Consider the following 17,317-nt stretch of genomic DNA (forward strand, 5'->3'; position numbering starts at 1 on the left):
GGCCAGCGGCCGCAGACTATGCGCGGCCCGTCTCGCTCTAACGTTTCAGCGCGGCAAGATAGACTGCATCGCGTTCGCGCCGGCCGACTGCGACAACCAGCACGATGACCTCCGTGTCGCGCACTTCGTAGACAAGTCGGTAGCCGGCGCTGCGTAGCTTGATCTTGTAGCGATCCGGGTGGCCGTGCGGCTTTGCCGAGGGGATGCGAGGGTTTTCAAGCCGCTCGGCGAGTTTGGATTTGAACTGGTCGCGAACGGTGCGATCAAACCTCTTCCACTCTCTCAATGCAGGTTCGAGAAATGCGAGTTCAAAGGTCATTCAGCTTGACCTTGACGGCCTTCTCCTTGGCACGCGCATCAGCCAGCGCGTTGTCTTCGATATCCTCCAGACGTTCGAGCATCGCCTCCCAGGTCTTCGCAGGGATGCAATAGAACGCCGGTTCGTTGTGGTTCAGGATCGCCACCGGGGAACCCTCTCCCGCCGCAACGGTTCCCATCGGGTTCCGCTTCAGCTCGGAGACGCTCGCCGTAACGCTTGCCAGGATGGTGTGAGGCATTTCGGCTCCTTCCTCGAATAAGCGTCGATTGTACGTCATTTAGCACCAAATTTAGTGCCAAAATTGGCTCACCGGTCCTCGATACCTGAGCCTCCGAAGCTCATCCCGGCAGACGCGCCTACTCCGCCCAATTGCCTGCCAGCGACAGGAAACGCGGCGCGACATTCGCGCGCACGGTGCCGTCCACATCGGTGCGATAGACCCCGCGCGCGACATTGTGCGGATGCTTCGCCGCCTCCGCCACGCTCAGCAGCGGCGCGAAGCACACGTCGGTGCCTTCGAGCAGCGCGCGCCAGTGCGCGGACGGCTGCCGGGCGAACACATCGGCGAAACGCGCCTTCAGCGCGGGCCAGCGCGCGCGGTCGTACTGCGACGCCGGATCGACGTCGGTCAGCCCGAGGCGCTCGACCAGCAATGCATAGAACGGCGGCTCGAGCGCGCCGATCGTCACGCACTCGCCGTCCGCGCAGCGATACACGTCGTAGAACGGCGCATCGTGGAACAGGCTCGGCTGCGCGCCGTCGAGTTGCCCGTTCGCGCGCGCCCACAGCGCGAGCGAACCGAGCATCGTTACGATGTCGACGATCGCGCCGTCGACCACGCGCCCCGGCCCGCCGCCGCGCACGTCGAACAGCGCGCAGACGATCCCGAACGCGAGCCCGAGCGCGCCGCCCGCATCGCCGACGACGGTCGGCGGCAGGCCGGGCTTGGCGCTGTCCGCGCCGCGCGGCGCGGCGAGCGACAGCAGCCCCGTCAGCGCGACGTAGTTCAGGTCGTGCCCGGCCGCGGCCGCGAGCGGGCCGTGCTGGCCCCAGCCGGTCATCCGGCCATAGACGAGCCGGGGGTTATGCGGTGCGCAATCCGCCGGGCCGAGGCCGAGCCGCTCCATCACGCCGGGCCGCAGGCCCTCGATCAGCGCATCGGCGCGTGACACCAGCGCGAGCGCTGCGTCGCGCCCCGCCGGCGATTTCAGGTCGAGTTCGACGATCGTCTTGCCTTCGCGCAGCAGGTCGCCGTCGCGGGCCTTCAATGCGTCCGGCGCGCTCGTGCGGCCGGCCGGGCGCGCGATCAGCGTGATCCGCGCCCCCATCCCCGCGAGCATCCAGCCCGCGAGCGGGCCGGGGCCGAGACCTTCGAATTCGACGATATGAACGCCCGTCAGCGGCGATTCGATCGGCATGCGGTTCTCCATGCTTTGCGGTCGGTGGGCGTTTGCGACGGACGCCCCCTCAAACGAAAAATCCCTGCTCGGCGGGGTCCGCTTCGCAGGGATCGGCAGGGCTGTTCACACTGAACGCGCCGCGTCAGAACGCATCCCCCGGCACCCGCACCCAGCCTTCCATCAGCACGCGCGCGCTGCGGCTCATGATCGCCTTCGTGACGGTCCACTCGCCGTTCGCTTGCTGCTGCGCCTCCGCGCCGACGCGCAGCGTGCCCGACGGATGGCCGAAGCGCACCGCGTTGCGTTCGCCGCCGCCCGCCGCCAGGTTGACGAGCGTGCCGGGGATCGCCGCGGCCGTGCCGATCGCGACCGCCGCCGTGCCCATCATCGCGTGGTGCAGCTTGCCCATCGACATCGCGCGCACCAGCAGGTCGACGTCGCCCGCGTTCACGCGCTTGCCGCTCGACGCGACGTAATCGGCCGGCTTCGCGACGAACGCGATCTTCGGCGTGTGCTGCCGCGTCGCGATTTCATCGAGCGTGTCGATCAGGCCCATGCGCAGCGCGCCGTGCGCGCGGATCGTCTCGAACTTCTCGAGCGCCTTCGCATCGCCGTTGATCGCGTCCTGCAGCTCGGTGCCCGTATAGCCGATCGCTTCCGCCTCGACGAAGATCGTCGGGATGCCCGCGTTGATCATCGTCGCCTTCAGCGTGCCGACGCCCGGCACCGCGAGATCGTCGACGAGGTTGCCGGTCGGGAACATCGACCCGCCCGCGCCTTCTTCCTCGGCGGCCGGGTCCATGAATTCGAGCTGCACTTCCGCGGCCGGGAACGTGACGCCGTCCAGCTCGAAGTCGCCCGTCTCCTGCACCGCGCCGTTCACGATCGGCACGTGAGCGACGATCGTCTTGCCGATGTTCGCCTGCCAGATCCGCACGGTCGCGATGCCGTCGCGCGGCACGCGCGACGGATCGACGAGCCCGCCGCCGATCGCGAACGGGCCGACCGCCGCCGACAGGTTGCCGCAGTTGCCGGTCCAGTCGACGAACGCGCGGTCGATCGCGACCTGCCCGAACAGGTAGTCGACGTCGTGGCCGGGCCGCGTGCTCTTCGACACGATCACCGTCTTGCTGGTGGACGACGTCGCGCCGCCCATCCCGTCGATCTGCTTGCCGTACGGATCGGGGCTGCCGATCACGCGCAGCAGCAGCGCGTCGCGCGCGGCGCCGGGCGCCTGCGCGGCGTCCGGCAGGTCCTGCAGCCGGAAGAACACACCCTTGCTGGTGCCGCCGCGGATATAGGTCGCCGGAATCCTGATTTGAGGAATGTGAGCCATGTTTGCGTTGTCCCTGTGTGACCCGGTCAAGCCGCCTGCGACGATTCGAGGAAGTCCTGCGCGAAGCGCTGCAGCACGCCGCCCGCTTCGTAGATCGACACTTCCTCGGCCGTATCGAGCCGGCACGTCATCGGCACCTCGACGCGCTCGCCGTTCTTGCGGTGAATCACCAGCGTCAGGTCGGCACGCGGCGTGCGCTCGCCGATCACGTCGAAGGTTTCGGTGCCGTCGATGCCGAGCGTCGTCCGGTTCGTGCCGGGCTTGAACTCGAGCGGCAGCACGCCCATCCCGATCAGGTTCGTGCGGTGGATCCGCTCGAAGCCTTCGGCGGCGATCGCCTCGACGCCCGCGAGCCGCACGCCCTTCGCGGCCCAGTCGCGCGACGAACCCTGGCCGTAGTCGGCGCCGGCCACGACGATCAGCGGCTGCTTGCGATTCATGTACGTCTCGATCGCTTCCCACATCCGCATGACCTTGCCTTCCGGCTCGACGCGCGCGAGCGAGCCCTTCTTCACCGCGCCGTCGACGACCGCCATCTCGTTGATCAGCGTCGGGTTCGCGAAGGTCGCGCGCTGCGCGGTCAGGTGGTCTCCCCGGTGCGTCGCGTACGAGTTGAAGTCTTCTTCCGGCAGGCCCATCTTCGCGAGGTATTCGCCGGCCGCGCTGTCCGGCAGGATCGCGTTCGACGGCGACAGGTGGTCGGTCGTGATGTTGTCGCCGAGCACCGCGAGCGGGCGCATGCCCTGCAGCGTGCGCTCGCCGGCCAGCGCGCCTTCCCAGTACGGCGGACGGCGGATGTAGGTGCTCTGCGCGCGCCAGTCGTACAGCGGCGCCGCGCGCTCGCCCGCATCGGCGCTGCGCGCGAACATCGGTTCGTAGACCTTGCGGAACTGCTCGGGCTTCACGCTCGACGCGACGATCGCGTCGATCTCCTCGTCGGTCGGCCAGATGTCCTTCAGCGTGACGGGCTTGCCGTCCGCGTCGTGGCCGAGCACGTCCTTCTCGATGTCGAAACGGATCGTGCCGGCGATCGCATACGCGACGACGAGCGGCGGCGACGCGAGGAACGCCTGCTTCGCATACGGGTGAATCCGGCCGTCGAAGTTGCGGTTGCCTGACAGCACGGCCGTCGCGTACAGGTCGCGGTCGACGATTTCCTGCTGGATCTTCGGGTCGAGCGCGCCCGACATCCCGTTGCAGGTCGTGCACGCGAACGCGACGATGCCGAAGCCGAGCTTCTCGAGTTCGGGCAGCAGGTTCGCTTCTTCCAGGTACAGCTCGACCGCCTTGGAGCCCGGCGCGAGCGAGCTCTTCACCCACGGCTTGCGGGTGAGGCCGCGCGCATTCGCGTTGCGCGCGAGCAAGGCCGCGGCGATCACGTTGCGCGGGTTGCTGGTGTTCGTGCAGCTCGTGATCGCGGCGATGATCACCGCGCCGTCGGGCATCTCGCCCGCCTTCTCTTCCCATTGGCCGGCGATCCCGCGCGCGGCGAGATCGGAGGTCGGCAGCCGCTTGTGCGGGTTCGACGGGCCGGCCATGTTGCGCACCACGCTCGACAGGTCGAACGTCAGCGTGCGCTCGTACTGCGCGTTGGCGAGCGTATCGGCCCACAGGCCCGCCGCCTTCGCGTAGGTCTCGACGAGCTTCACCTGCTCGTCGCTGCGGCCGGTGAGGCGCAGGTAGTCGGTCGTCTGGCCGTCGATGAAGAACATCGCGGCCGTCGCGCCGTATTCGGGCGCCATGTTCGAGATCGTCGCGCGATCGCCGAGCGTGAGGCTCGCCGCCCCTTCGCCGCGGAACTCCAGATACGCACCGACCACCTTTTCCTTGCGCAGGAACTCGGTCAGTGCGAGCACGACGTCGGTCGCGGTGATGCCGGGCTGGCGCTTGCCGGTCAGCTCGACGCCGACGATGTCGGGCAGGCGCATCCACGATGCGCGGCCCAGCATCACGTTCTCCGCTTCGAGCCCGCCGACGCCGATCGCGATCACGCCGAGCGCGTCGACGTGCGGCGTGTGGCTGTCGGTGCCGACGCAGGTGTCCGGGTACGCGACGCCGTCCTGCGCCTGGATCACCGGCGACATCTTCTCGAGGTTGATCTGGTGCATGATGCCGTTGCCCGGCGGGATCACGTCGACGTTCTCGAACGCCTTCTTCGTCCACTCGATGAAGTGGAAGCGGTCCTCGTTGCGGCGATCCTCGATCGCGCGGTTCTTCGCGAACGCGTCCGGATCGAAGCCGCCGCATTCGACGGCGAGCGAGTGGTCGACGATCAGCTGCACGGGCACGACCGGGTTCACCTTCGCCGGGTCGCCGCCGCCGTCGGCGATCGCATCGCGCAGGCCCGCGAGGTCGACGAGCGCCGTCTGCCCGAGGATGTCGTGGCACACGACCCGCGCCGGGAACCACGGGAAGTCGCGTTCGCGCTTGCGCTCGATGATCTGCTTCAGCGAATCGGCGAGGATCGCCGGATCGCAACGGCGCACGAGGTTTTCGGCGAGCACGCGCGACGTGTACGGCAGCGTGTCGTACGCGCCGGGTGCGATCGCGTCGACCGCGGCGCGCGCGTCGAAATAGTCCAGCGACGTGCCGGGCAGGGGTTTGCGGTAGGCGGTATTCATGATGTGGGGGAAAGCTGGGGATTCATGAGCGGGGGAAGCCGACCGGCCTCCCCCGGGCGCCGGATCAGCGCTTCTCGATCGGCACGAACTGCAGGTCTTCCGGGCCGGTGTAGTTCGCGCTCGGGCGGATGATCTTGTTGTCGATGCGCTGCTCGATGATGTGCGCGCTCCAGCCCGACGTGCGCGAGATCACGAACAGCGGCGTGAACATCGCGGTCGGCACGCCCATCATGTGATACGACACCGCGCTGAACCAGTCGAGGTTCGGGAACATCTTCTTCGCTTCCCACATCACCGATTCGAGGCGCTCGGCGATGTTGTACAGCTTCAGGTCGCCCGCTTCCTTCGACAGCTTGTGCGCGACGCCCTTGATCACCTTGTTGCGCGGATCGGAGATCGTGTAGACCGGGTGGCCGAAGCCGATCACGACTTCCTTGTTCTCGACGCGGCGGCGGATGTCGGCTTCGGCGTCGTCCGGCGAGCTGTAGCGGCTCTGGATTTCATACGCGACTTCGTTCGCGCCGCCGTGCTTCGGCCCGCGCAGCGCGCCGATCGCGCCGGTGATCGCCGAGTAGATGTCCGAGCCCGTGCCCGCGATCACGCGGCCGGTGAACGTCGACGCGTTGAATTCGTGCTCCGCGTACAGGATCAGCGACGTGTGCATCGCCTCGACCCACGACTTCGACGGCGTCTTGCCGTGCAGCAGGTGCAGGAAGTGGCCGCCGATCGAGTCGTCGTCGGTTTCCGTTTCGATGCGCTTGCCGTTGTGCGAGAAGTGATACCAGTACAGCAGCATCGAACCGAGCGACGCCATCAGGCGGTCGGCGATGTCGCGCGCGCCCGGCAGGTTGTGGTCGTCCTTCTCCGGCAGCACGGTGCCGAGCACCGACACGCCCGTGCGCATCACGTCCATCGGGTGCGCGGATGCCGGGATCTGCTCGAGCGCGGCCTTCAGCGCGTTCGGCAGGCCGCGCAGCGCGCGCAGCTTCGCCTTGTATGCGGCCAGTTCGGTCAGGTTCGGCAGCGTGCCGTGCACGAGCAGGTGCGCGATTTCCTCGAATTCGCACGACTCGGCGACGTCGAGAATGTCGTAGCCGCGATAGTGCAGGTCGTTGCCGGTCTTGCCGACCGTGCACAGCGCCGTGTTGCCGGCCGTCACGCCCGACAGCGCCACCGACTTCTTCGGCTTGAATGCGCCTGCGGCGGCCGGTGCTGCTGCGTCTTTCGTCTCGCTCATGTTTCCGTTCTCCAATAGGTATCGGGGGTGTCATGTCCGCCGGGCGCGGCACGGGTGCGCGCCGCCCGGTTTCATGCAAAGCGTTCCGGGAACCGTGCCCGGCGCGCGGGCCGAATTACTTCTTGCCCTGCGCGAACAGCTCGTCGAGCTTGCGCTCGTATTCGTGATAGCCGAGGAAGTCGTACAGCTCGGCGCGCGTCTGCATCGTCGGCACGGCAGCCTTCTGCGTGCCGTCGCGGCGCAGCGTCTCGTAGAAGTTCAGCGCGGCCTTGTTCATCGCGCGATACGCGCCGCAGCAGTACAGCGCGATGTCGACGTTCGCCTCGCGCAGCTCGTCGAGCGTGAACAGCGGCGTCGAGCCGAACTCGGTCAGGTTCGCGAGGATCGGCACCTTCACGGCCGCCTTGAAGCGGCGGTAGTCGTCGAGCGTCTTCATCGCTTCCGGGAAGATCATGTCCGCGCCGGCCTCGACATAGGCCACCGCGCGCTCGATCGCCGAATCGATCCCTTCGGCGGCGGCGGCGTCGGTACGCGCCATGATCACGAATTGATCGTCGGTGCGCGCATCGACCGCGGCCTTCACGCGGTCGACCATTTCCTCGGCCGGCACGACTTCCTTGCCCGGACGGTGGCCGCAGCGCTTCTGGCCGACCTGGTCTTCCAGGTGCACGGCCGCGACGCCGGCCTTGATGAACGAGCGCACCGTGCGCGCGATGTTGAACGCGCCGCCCCAGCCCGTATCGATGTCGACCAGCAGCGGCAGGTCGGTCGCGTTGGTGATCCGGTTCGCGTCGATCAGCACGTCTTCCATCGTGCTGATGCCGAGGTCGGGGATCCCGAGCGAGTTCGCGGCGACGCCGCCACCGGACAGATACACGGCCTTGAAGCCGACGGCCTGCGCCATCTTGGCCGCATACGCGGTGATCGCGCCGACCACCTGCAGCGGCTGCTCCGCCGCGACTGCCGCGCGGAATTTCGCGCCGGCGCTCTGAAGATGCGTGTTGCTCATGAACGGCCTCCTGATGGAATGCCCGATAACAGCAAGGACCGGGCCAGCTCGCGGAACGTCGCTAACCCACTGATTCTTAAGCAACCGGCACGGGCGAAACCGCACCCGGCGATTTCAATTCGGCAATTTCGTGTTTCAAAAATGAAATCGCGCGCGCATAATCGACCGCCATGGACCTTTCCTCGACCAAGCCCGTCGGCCCGGCGGATCGCGCGGCGCGCCCGCGCATCTGGGCGATGGGCATCAGCCGCCTGCGCGAGCTGTTTCGCGAGATCGCCGGCGAATTCGACGAACGCGCCGACGTGCGCATCGTCACGCGCGCCTATGAGGATGCGCTCAGCGCGATCGCCGAGGCCGGTGCCGCGCGGCCCGACGTGATCGTCGCGGCCGGCTCGAACGGCGGCTTCCTGAAAACGCGTGCGCAGGTGCCGGTGGTGGTCGTGTCGCCGACCGGCTTCGACGTGATGCAGGCGCTCGCGCGGGCCCGGCGCGACGCGTCGCGGATCGCGCTCGTCAGCGCCGGCGAAACGCCGCCCGAAGTGCGCCGCTTCGTCGCCGCCTACGGCCTCGACGTGCAGTTTGCGTCATATCAGTCCGCGCAGGAAGCGGAAGCCTGCGTGCACGAGCTGCGCGACCGCGGCATCGAGACGATCGTCGGCCCCGGCCTCGTCACCGATCTCGCGGCCGGCGCCGGCATGGGCGCGGTGTTCCTGTATTCGCACGCATCGGTGCGCAAGGCCGTCGATACGGCGCTCGAAGTCGCGTATGCGACGCACGCCGAGGCGTTCCGCCGCCAGCGGCTCGACAACCTGCTCCAGCACCTGCGCGACGGCGTGGTCGCGCTCGACGCGCGCGGCCGCGTGGAGGCGATCAACGAACGGCTCGCGTCGGCGCTCGGGGTCGAACCCGCGGCGGCCGTCGGCCGCGCGCTCGTCGACCTGCGGCCCGAGTTGCGCACGCTGCGCGGCGAGGACGGCGACGCGCTCGCAACCGTGCGCGGCGTGCGCTACGTCGTGCATCGCGGGCCGCTCGTCGATCGCGGCGTCACGTCGGGCAGCGTGCTGACGTTCCAGGAATCGCGCGCGGTCGAACGGCTCGACCGCGCACTGCGTTCGCAACCCACCACGCAGCAGTTCGCGGCGCGCTACGCGCTCGACGACGTGGTCGGCGCATCGGCGCCGATGGCGCGCGTGCGCGATCTCGTGCGCCGCTACGCGAAATCCGACGCGACCGTGCTCGTGCTCGGCGAAAGCGGCACCGGCAAGGAAATGATCGCGCAGAGCCTGCACGCGCTGTCCGCGCGGCGCAGCTACCCGTTCGTCGCGGTCAATTGCGGCGCGTTTCCGGAAGCGCTGCTCGAAAGCGAGCTGTTCGGCTATGAGGAAGGCGCGTTCACTGGTGCGCGGCGCGGCGGCAAGACCGGCCTGTTCGAAGCCGCGCACCGCGGCACGCTGTTTCTCGACGAGATCGGCGAGATGCCGCCGTCGCTGCAGAGCCGGCTGCTGCGCGTGCTGCAGGAGCGCGAGGTGATCCGCCTCGGCTCGACCGAGCCGATCCGCATCGACGTGCGCGTGATCGCCGCGACGCACCGTCCGCTGCTCGCCGCCGTCGAGGCCGGCACGTTCCGCGCGGATCTCTACTACCGGCTCAACATCCTGAACGTCGGCCTGCCGCCGCTGCGCGAGCGCGCGGCCGACATCCCGGCGCTCGCGGCCACGCTGCTCGTGCAGGCCGCGCGGCGCGAGCCGCGGCTCGCGGACAGCCTGCGCGATGCCGGCGACGCGGCGCGCATGCTCGACGCGGCGCAGGCGATCCTGATGCGCTACCGGTGGCCCGGCAACGTGCGGGAACTGCAGAACGTGATCGAGCGGATCGCGGTGGAGCTGGCCGAGGAAGCGGGCGACGACGGGCAGGCTGCGCCGTGCGGCGTGCTCGATCCCGACGCGCTGCAGGCGATCGCGCCCGAGCTGTTCGCGAGCCCGGCCGACGCGGGTGCCGATCCGGACGATGCGCAGACGCTGTACGCACGCCGCCGTCGCGCGGAGGCCGACGAGATCCGCGCGGTACTCGACGCGTGCGGCGGCGACCGCGACCGCGCATGCGCGATGCTCGGCATCAGCAAGACGACGCTGTGGCGGAAGCTGTCCGGCAGGTAGGCGACGCCCGCCGCGACGCGGCCGTGCGCACAGGTCCGCCGCCGGTCCCCGGTCAGTCCGCCTTGTGATAGTGGCGATACGCCTTCGCGCGATTGCCGCACGACGACATCGAACACCAGCGGCGGCTGCCGTTCTTGCTGTCGTCGATGAACAGCCACTGGCAGGCGTCGTTCGCGCAACGCTTGACCTTCGCGAGCCGCGCACCGCCGAGCAGGTCGATCGCCGACCACAGTACCGGGCTCAGCAGCCCGCCGAGCGTTGCGGCCTCGCGCCCGACCTGCCACGCGTACCGGTCGTTCGTGCGCGCCAGCGCGACACGCGGCGCCGCTTGCGCGAGATGGCCGCGCAGCGCAGCGACGTCGCGCGCCGGCGGCTCGCGCTGCTCGGCCTGCGCGAGGTAGAGCCGGTAAAGCGTCTCCCGCAGCGCCAGCGCACCGTCGAGCCATGCCGGCCCGGCATCCGCGATCGACGCGCCGCACGCGTCGGCCAGGCCGGCCGGCACGCCCGCCTGCTCGCGGCACCACGTCAACAGGTCTTCCAGCGTCCCGAAGGTCTCCGTCGGCGTGTCGGCGCCGCGCCAGTACAGCGTGTTCGCGAAATCGATGCTCAGCGTTTCCGGCGGCGCCGGAACCAGGCAGTCCGTCGTGACGGAAGGTTGCGTTTTGCTCATGACGCGATCGTATCTAACCAGCATGCCGGTTGACAAGCGCAAGGACGTTTCCTAGCATAACCTGCATGGTGGTTAAAACTCGCTTGCCGCACTGACACCCACGCAGTCTCAAGGAGCAATGACATGATCGATCACCTTTCCTTCGGCGTCGCCCACATCGGCCGCAGCCGCACGTTCTACGACAGCACGCTCGGCGCGCTCGGCTACAAGCGGCTGTTCGGCGACGCGTCGTCACTGGGCTACGGCACGGCCGAACCGGTTCTGTGGCTCACGTACACGGCGCGCCCCGTGGCGGCCGATCCGGAATCGGGGCTGCATGTGTCGTTCAAGGCGTCGTCACCGGTGGAAGTCGACGCGTTCTACCGCGCCGCGCTCGAGCACGGCGGCCAGGACAACGGCGGGCCCGGCAAGCGCGAGCACTACGGCCCCGGTTATTACGCGGCGTTCGTCGTCGATCCCGACGGATATCGGCTCGAAGCCCATTGCGAGCTGGACAACATCGTGTGACGGGGGCGTTCGTTACATTGGAGACGCGTGCATCGCGCGTGATCTGCCACCCGTCGACCCAAGGCCCGATTCCGTCGTGCGCGGAATCGGGCCTCTGCTTTTCGCATCGCCGAACGGCTACTGCGCGTTGCGCGTGCCCTGCAACTGCTCGCCGAGCCCGTCGATCCCGAGGCGCACCGTCTGGCCGGCCTTCAGGAACACCGGCGACGGCTTGATGCCCATCCCGACGCCCGGCGGCGTGCCGGTCGTGATCACGTCACCCGGCTGCAGCGTCATGCAGCTCGACAGATAGGCGATCAGCTGCGCGACGGTGAACACCATCGTGCGCGTGTTGCCGTTCTGATAGCGGTGGCCGTCGATCTCGAGCCACAGGTCGAGACGCTGCGGATCGGGCACCTCGTCACGCGTGACGAGCCACGGACCGATCGGGCCGAACGTGTCGAAGCCCTTGCCCTTGTCCCACTGGCCGCCGCGCTCGATCTGCCATTCGCGCTCCGACACGTCGTTGACGACGCAGTAGCCCGCGACGTGATCGAGCGCGCGGGCTTCGTCGACGTCCTTGCAGGTCGCGCCGATCACGACGCCCAGCTCGACTTCCCAGTCCGTCTTGACCGAACCCTTCGGGATGTCGATGCCGTCGTTCGGGCCGCAGATCGAGCTCGTCCACTTGCCGAACACGACGGGCTCCTTCGGCACCGGCATGCCGGCTTCGGCCGCGTGATCGGCGTAGTTCAGGCCGATGCCGATGAACTTGCCGACATGGCCGACGCACGCGCCGATGCGCGGCTCGCCCGACACGAGCGGCAGCGTGGCCGGATCGATGGCGCGCAGGCGCGCGAGACCCGCGTCGGACAGCACATCGCCGGACAGATCCGGCACATGCGCCGACAGGTCGCGAATCCGGCCGTCCGCGTCGAGAATACCGGGCTTTTCCTGGCCGGACGGGCCATAGCGAAGCAGTTTCATCGAACTCAACCTCCGTGATCGGATGTGACAGGATGCCGACGCACGCAACGAACGGGCGGCCGTCGGTTTGCGGGTCGACGCCGGCGAAACGGCGCTCGCGCGCAGCGCGCCAGCGTTGCCTGCCGCTCTTTGTACCATCGGCCGCGCGCCATGAAATGACGCGCGACGGATACCGACTATTGGTGCGCCCGCGGGCGCTGCGGCGCAGCATCGCCGTTATCCGTCAGGGTCCCGCGCCGGCCCGATCCGCTCCGGGCAACGCGACGTGAATACTCGCCATACAGGCGTCATCGATTCACTGCGACTATTTCGTCACATAAAATAAATATGCACTTTCTTGCCATATTTGTCGTCTGAGCAGCCGCACATACGCGCCAGATTGGTAATAATCAGTAAGAATTTGCCGAATTATTTCTCAATTGTTTATTGTTATGCTCGATCGAAGTGCGCTCGCCGGCGCGTACAGGCTTTGCACGTGGGCGTTGCAAAGCCGTTGCGCGTGCGCTGCCGACCGATCGTGAGCACTTCACCGACCCACGATACCAAGACGATGCAGATGATCAACGACCGGTCCCCCGGTAACGACGCCCATGGAGACGGCGGGGGACTCGAACGCTATCGCGCACCCGCGCTCGACAAGGGTCTCGACATCCTCGAACTCCTGTCGGAGCAGAAAGAAGGCCTCACCCGCACCGAAATCACGAAGGAGCTCGGCCGCAACGCGAGCGAGATCTACCGGATGCTCGAACGCCTCGTCGCGCGCCGCTACGTGATGCGCTCGACCGGCGGCGACCGCTATACGCTCAGCCTCAAGCTGTTCTCGCTCGCGCACCGGCACCCGCCGATGAGCCGGCTGATCGCCGAGGCGCTGCCGCCGATGCAGCGCTTCGCCGATTCCTCCGAACAATCGTGCCACCTGTCCGTCTACGATCGCGGCAACCTGCTCGTGATCGCGCAAGTCGACGGGCCCGGCCCGTGGGGCGTGTCGGTCCGGCTCGGTTCGCGCATCGGGCTCGCCGATACGGCATCGGGGCGGGTGATGCTGTCGTTCCAGGGCGCCGAGCAGCGCGCGCACATGCTCGTCGAGCACCGCAAGGTCAAGGGCGAAGCGCCGCTGAACGAGCAGGAACTCGCGTACGCGTGCCAGGCGATCCGCAGCGACGGTTTCCTGTGCCGGGACAGCCGTCAGGCCTATGGCGTCGTCGACATCAGCGTCCCGATCCTCGGGCCGTCCGGTCATGCGATCGCGGTGCTGACCTGCCCGTACATGCGCCGGATCGATGCGCACATGGCGCCGTCGGTCGACGCGGCAGCCGAGCGCCTGCGCGCCACCGCCGCGACGCTGTCGATGAGCCGCATCGAGCGGAACTGACCGGCGCACGCGAGCGCGTCGGACCGATGCGGGTGCGGCGGCAACGCGCGCCGCGACGCGGCACGCGCGGCGCCGCCGCGTATCACGCATGTTGCGCATGTTGCGCGTGGCCGCGATGCTTCGCACGGCCGCGCCATGCAGGGTCGCTACGCTAAAATAGCGGCCCTCTCAAAAACTACGGCGGCCGGTTGTCGCGGCCGCCGTGTCCGATGGATGTCATGGCCAAACTTCTGAACGATCAAGAATTCCAGCGTTTCTCCGAACTTCAGCAGAAGCAGGCAAGCTTCACGATCACGCCCGAGGAGGCGGACGAACTGCGCGATATCGTCGCGCGCGCGCAGAAGAAGCGCGACGATCGTGCCGCCGCGATGCAGGCGATCGAGAACTACATCGAGCAGTTCGACATCACGCCCGACGAGCTCTTCTCGCCCGAGCAGATCGGCGACGCGGCCCGCACCTACGGGCTCATCACGGCGACCAAGAAAGAACGCACGCTGCCGCCGTCGATCACGTTCAACGGCAAGCCGTACCAGTGGACCAAGACGCTTCCGGACGACGTGCGCGGCGCGCTGTTCGAAGCATTCACGTCCGGCGAATCGGTCAAGCGCTTCATCGCGATGCCGAAGGACACCGCACGCTGCGCACTGACGATCGCCCGCCTCGAGCGCGAAACCGGCGCCGTGTACGCGGACGCGCACCTGACCGAACTCGCGATTTCGCGCGACCAGGTGAACGACGCGGCGTCGAAACTGGCCGCCTGACCGGACCGCCTGGCACGGCCGACACCGGCGCGCGCAACGCGACAGCCGGCGCCGTGCCCACGGGAGCACCGCCGGCGCGGGCTCCCGAAAAATCTCACCTCAGCCTCCCGCAAGTGCTCACCTGAACGTCCCGAAAGCGCTCACCGAGGGCTCCCGGAACGGCTCACCCGAGCCTCCCGCAGACCCTCACCGCAGCTTCCCGCAGAGGCTCACCATTGCGTCCCGGAAAGGCTCACCGGCGTCTCCCGGAGACGCTCACCGCCCCTTCCCGAAAGGGCTCACCGAAGGCTCCCGAAAAAGCTCACTCCTGCGTTCCCGGAAAGGCTCACGCATGGCCCCCGAAAAAGCTCACCTTTGACGCGATGGGGGTGTAAAGGCATCGTTGCCCGCCTTCGCTCGCGCCGCGGCCGGGGGCGAATGTGCGTGCGGCATGCCGTATCCGGCAAAGGAAGAGAAGCGCCGCGCGTCACGCCTGCAGCTTCATCCTGAAGCCCACGATGCCGGGCTCTTCCGTCGCTGTGACCGTGAACCCGCACGCACGCGCGAGCGCGATCATCGCCGCGTTCTCGCGCAGCGCCTCGCCGATCATCCATGCGGTTCCGCGCGAACGCGCGTAGTCGATGATCCGGTTCATCATCAGCCGGCCAAGCCCCTTGCCCTTCTGGTCCGGCCGAATGCCGATCGCGAACTCCGCCGTCTCGTTGTCGGGATCGGCCACCGCGCGTACCGCGCCGAGCGTGTGCGACCGGCCTGCCCCGTCGTCAACCGACGCGATGAAGGCCATCTCACGGTCGTAATCGATCTGCGTCATGCGCGCCACCTGTGAATGATCGAAGCTGCGCACCGCACCGAAGAATCGCATCCGCAGATCGTCCGGTGTCATCGCGCCGAGCAGCTCGTTGTGCGCGGCCTCGTCTTCCGGACGGATCGGGCGGATCGTTACCGTCTCGCCGCGCCACTCGAGCGTCTGCTCGAGGTGGCGCGGATACGGCATGATCGCGAGCCGGCTGCGGCCCGTGGCCAGCGTGATACGCGGTGCCATCACTTGCGCACGATCGGACAGCACGCGCAGCGTGACCGACATCGCCACGACTTCGCGCACGTCGCAGACGACCTGCGACAGCGCCGTCAATGCGTCGAGCGTCGGCTCGACGGGTGTGCTGCGTGCATACGGCGAGCGTTCCATCACCGCGCGGGCGAGCACGGTGTTCAGCGGCGGCAGGCCATAGACGACGAACGGCGCGGACACGCCGTCCGCCGGAGGCACCAGGTAGCGGAATACCGGACCGAAATTCGGGTCGTCGTGCATGTCGACCGTCACGTCGACGACCACGGCATCGCGCGGCTCGTCGGACGGCGCCGCGCCTTGCAGGCCGAAATGCGCCAGCCATTGCAGCGCGGGCTCGCCGGCGAGTTCGTGCCGCCCCGCCTCCAGCCACCCGCGCGCCTCCTCTCGCGCGGACGCGATGCATGCCGCCGGCTGCGGCGGCGTGCCCTCGGGTGTTTGCATCAGCAGTTGCCGCCCGAGGTTGTAGTCGACGAGACGCGCATACGCGCGTGCGAGCCGCTGCGGCGTGGTGTGCACGGGAATGCCGTTCGCATGCAATGCATCGCGCGTCGCCGCGTCGACCGCGCCGAAGAAACACGCGAGGATGCCGCGATGCGCGTACTGCCGCGCTTCGATCAGCGTGTGCGCGACCGCATCGGCCGGCGCGCTGTGGGAAGTCGAATGGACGACGAACAGCGTGCCCGTTTGCGGGAACGGCGCGAGCGCCTTGACCGCCGCGGCAAAATGCTCGGGCCGCGCATCGTCGCCCAGCGTCAGCGGATTGCCGGGCGATGCGAGATGCGGCAGCGCTTGCGCGACGGCCGCCGTTGCCTCCGCCGGCCATTCGGCCAGCACGTCGCGCACTTCGGCCACCGCGTCGACCGCGAGTTTCGCGACGCCTGCATCGCTCGTCACGAGCGTGGCCGCACCGCGCGCCGTGACGCGACCGACGCCGAGCGTCTCGATCTCGTCGAGCAGATCGTCGAGCGCATCGACCCGTACCATCCCCGCGCGCTGGAACGCCGCCGTATAAAGCGCGTCGCCGGGATCGGCGCGCCCGGTGCGCAAGGCGAGCACCGGCTTGTTGCGCGCGGCCGCGCGGGCGGCGGACATGAACTTGCGCGCCGCGCGCACGGTATCGAGTTCGAGCAGGATCGCGCGCGTGCCGGGGTCGCTCGCGAGATAGTCGAGCACGTCGCCCGCATCGACGTCGGACTCGCTGCCGAGCGCGACGACATGCGAAAAACCGAGGCCCCTCGCGTCGGCCCAGCCGAGCACCGCGTTCGTCAGCGCATTCGATTGCGACACCCACGCGACACCGCCCGAACGCGCCGTATAGGCCGGCGCGCCGAAATGGGCATGCCGTGCGGGCGACAGCACGCCGAGGCTGCCCGGCCCGACGATACGGAGCACGAACGGCTTCGCCGCCTTCAGCGTGCGATCGAGCGCGGCGCGATCGGCATCCGTGCGCGCCTCGCCGACGATCACCGCCACGCGCGTGCCGAGCTCGCCGAGCTTGCGCACGATGCCGGCCCAGGTCGCGGGCGGCGTGCAGATCACGGCAACCGACGGCGGTGCGGGCAACCGGTCGACATCCGGCACGACCTTGTAGCCGTTCAGCGCGTCGTATTTCGGATTGACGGGCCACACGGGCCCCTGGAACGCGCCGTCGAGCACGCGCGACCACACCATCGCGCCGATACTGCCCGCGCGCGACGACGCGCCGACGACCGCAACGGACCTGGGCTGGAACAACGCATCGAGATGGCGAACGGTCACATCGGCTCCCTGCGGTAACGAAAGATGGCCGGACCCGGATGCGGCTCGACGAGCCGCCGTCCGGCCTGCGCGAATTCAAAGCATAGGCGAACCGTTCGCGGCTGCCTATATGCCGGACGGCCGACTACTCGACCTC

At 68.4% G+C, this 17,317-nt stretch carries 14 protein-coding genes; 4 read left to right on the forward strand and 10 right to left on the reverse strand.

The features are described from left to right. Positions 1–37: 37 nt before the first annotated feature. The 7 genes from WT26_RS34200 to prpB all read right to left on the reverse strand — a co-directional run bounded on the left by WT26_RS34200 (position 38) and on the right by prpB (position 7,922). Positions 38–319, reverse strand: a complete 282-nt coding sequence (locus WT26_RS34200) for a type II toxin-antitoxin system RelE family toxin (protein WP_069271744.1) — start codon at positions 317–319, stop codon at positions 38–40. Then, on the reverse strand, positions 309–557 hold the full coding sequence (locus tag WT26_RS34205) for a type II toxin-antitoxin system Phd/YefM family antitoxin (protein WP_069271745.1): 249 nt from the start codon (positions 555–557) through the stop codon (positions 309–311). Before WT26_RS34205 ends, WT26_RS34200 begins: the two co-directional genes overlap by 11 nt. 118 nt (positions 558–675) lie before the next feature. After that, positions 676–1,737, reverse strand: a complete 1,062-nt coding sequence (locus WT26_RS34210) for a CaiB/BaiF CoA transferase family protein (RefSeq protein WP_069275236.1) — start codon at positions 1,735–1,737, stop codon at positions 676–678. A 124-nt stretch (positions 1,738–1,861) separates the two neighbouring features. Next, positions 1,862–3,055 carry a 2-methylaconitate cis-trans isomerase PrpF gene (gene prpF / locus WT26_RS34215; protein WP_059523212.1) on the reverse strand — a complete coding sequence of 398 codons (1,194 nt, stop codon included), beginning with the start codon at positions 3,053–3,055 and terminating at the stop codon, positions 1,862–1,864. A gap of 26 nt (positions 3,056–3,081) precedes the next feature. After that, positions 3,082–5,676, reverse strand: a complete 2,595-nt coding sequence (acnD, locus tag WT26_RS34220; RefSeq protein WP_059665324.1) for a Fe/S-dependent 2-methylisocitrate dehydratase AcnD — start codon at positions 5,674–5,676, stop codon at positions 3,082–3,084. A gap of 64 nt (positions 5,677–5,740) precedes the next feature. Next, positions 5,741–6,913, reverse strand: a complete 1,173-nt coding sequence (prpC, locus tag WT26_RS34225) for a bifunctional 2-methylcitrate synthase/citrate synthase (protein ID WP_027790338.1) — start codon at positions 6,911–6,913, stop codon at positions 5,741–5,743. Positions 6,914–7,028: 115 nt separating this feature from the next. Next, positions 7,029–7,922 (reverse strand): methylisocitrate lyase, encoded by an 894-nt coding sequence (gene prpB / locus WT26_RS34230; protein WP_059665326.1) that lies wholly within the window; start codon positions 7,920–7,922, stop codon positions 7,029–7,031. A gap of 170 nt (positions 7,923–8,092) precedes the next feature. Between prpB and prpR the strand changes: the two genes are divergently transcribed. After that, positions 8,093–10,078 (forward strand): propionate catabolism operon regulatory protein PrpR, encoded by a 1,986-nt coding sequence (gene prpR / locus WT26_RS34235; protein WP_069275022.1) that lies wholly within the window; start codon positions 8,093–8,095, stop codon positions 10,076–10,078. Between the two features lie 52 nt (positions 10,079–10,130). On the opposite strand, the gene WT26_RS34240 is transcribed toward prpR, so the two are convergent. Further along, positions 10,131–10,748 (reverse strand): CGNR zinc finger domain-containing protein, encoded by a 618-nt coding sequence (locus WT26_RS34240; protein ID WP_231130503.1) that lies wholly within the window; start codon positions 10,746–10,748, stop codon positions 10,131–10,133. A gap of 123 nt (positions 10,749–10,871) precedes the next feature. Between WT26_RS34240 and WT26_RS34245 the strand changes: the two genes are divergently transcribed. Further along, entirely contained in the window at positions 10,872–11,255 is a 384-nt protein-coding gene (locus tag WT26_RS34245) for a VOC family protein (protein ID WP_069275023.1), read from the forward strand. 117 nt (positions 11,256–11,372) lie between these two features. On the opposite strand, the gene WT26_RS34250 is transcribed toward WT26_RS34245, so the two are convergent. Then, positions 11,373–12,221 (reverse strand): ureidoglycolate lyase, encoded by an 849-nt coding sequence (locus WT26_RS34250; protein ID WP_059523340.1) that lies wholly within the window; start codon positions 12,219–12,221, stop codon positions 11,373–11,375. 550 nt (positions 12,222–12,771) lie between these two features. Between WT26_RS34250 and WT26_RS34255 the strand changes: the two genes are divergently transcribed. Both WT26_RS34255 and WT26_RS34260 read left to right on the forward strand, forming a co-directional pair. Beyond that, a complete protein-coding gene (locus WT26_RS34255; RefSeq protein WP_069275024.1) occupies positions 12,772–13,593 on the forward strand; it encodes an IclR family transcriptional regulator in 822 nt (273 codons plus the stop codon). A gap of 209 nt (positions 13,594–13,802) precedes the next feature. Next, a complete protein-coding gene (locus WT26_RS34260) occupies positions 13,803–14,354 on the forward strand; it encodes a hypothetical protein (protein WP_069275025.1) in 552 nt (183 codons plus the stop codon). A gap of 466 nt (positions 14,355–14,820) precedes the next feature. Here WT26_RS34260 and WT26_RS34265 read toward each other — a convergent pair whose 3' ends face one another. Next, a complete protein-coding gene (locus WT26_RS34265; RefSeq protein WP_069275026.1) occupies positions 14,821–17,181 on the reverse strand; it encodes a GNAT family N-acetyltransferase in 2,361 nt (786 codons plus the stop codon). Positions 17,182–17,317 lie beyond the last annotated feature (136 nt).

The sequence above is a fragment of the Burkholderia cepacia genome, assembly GCF_001718835.1.
Classification (GTDB): domain Bacteria; phylum Pseudomonadota; class Gammaproteobacteria; order Burkholderiales; family Burkholderiaceae; genus Burkholderia; species Burkholderia cepacia_F.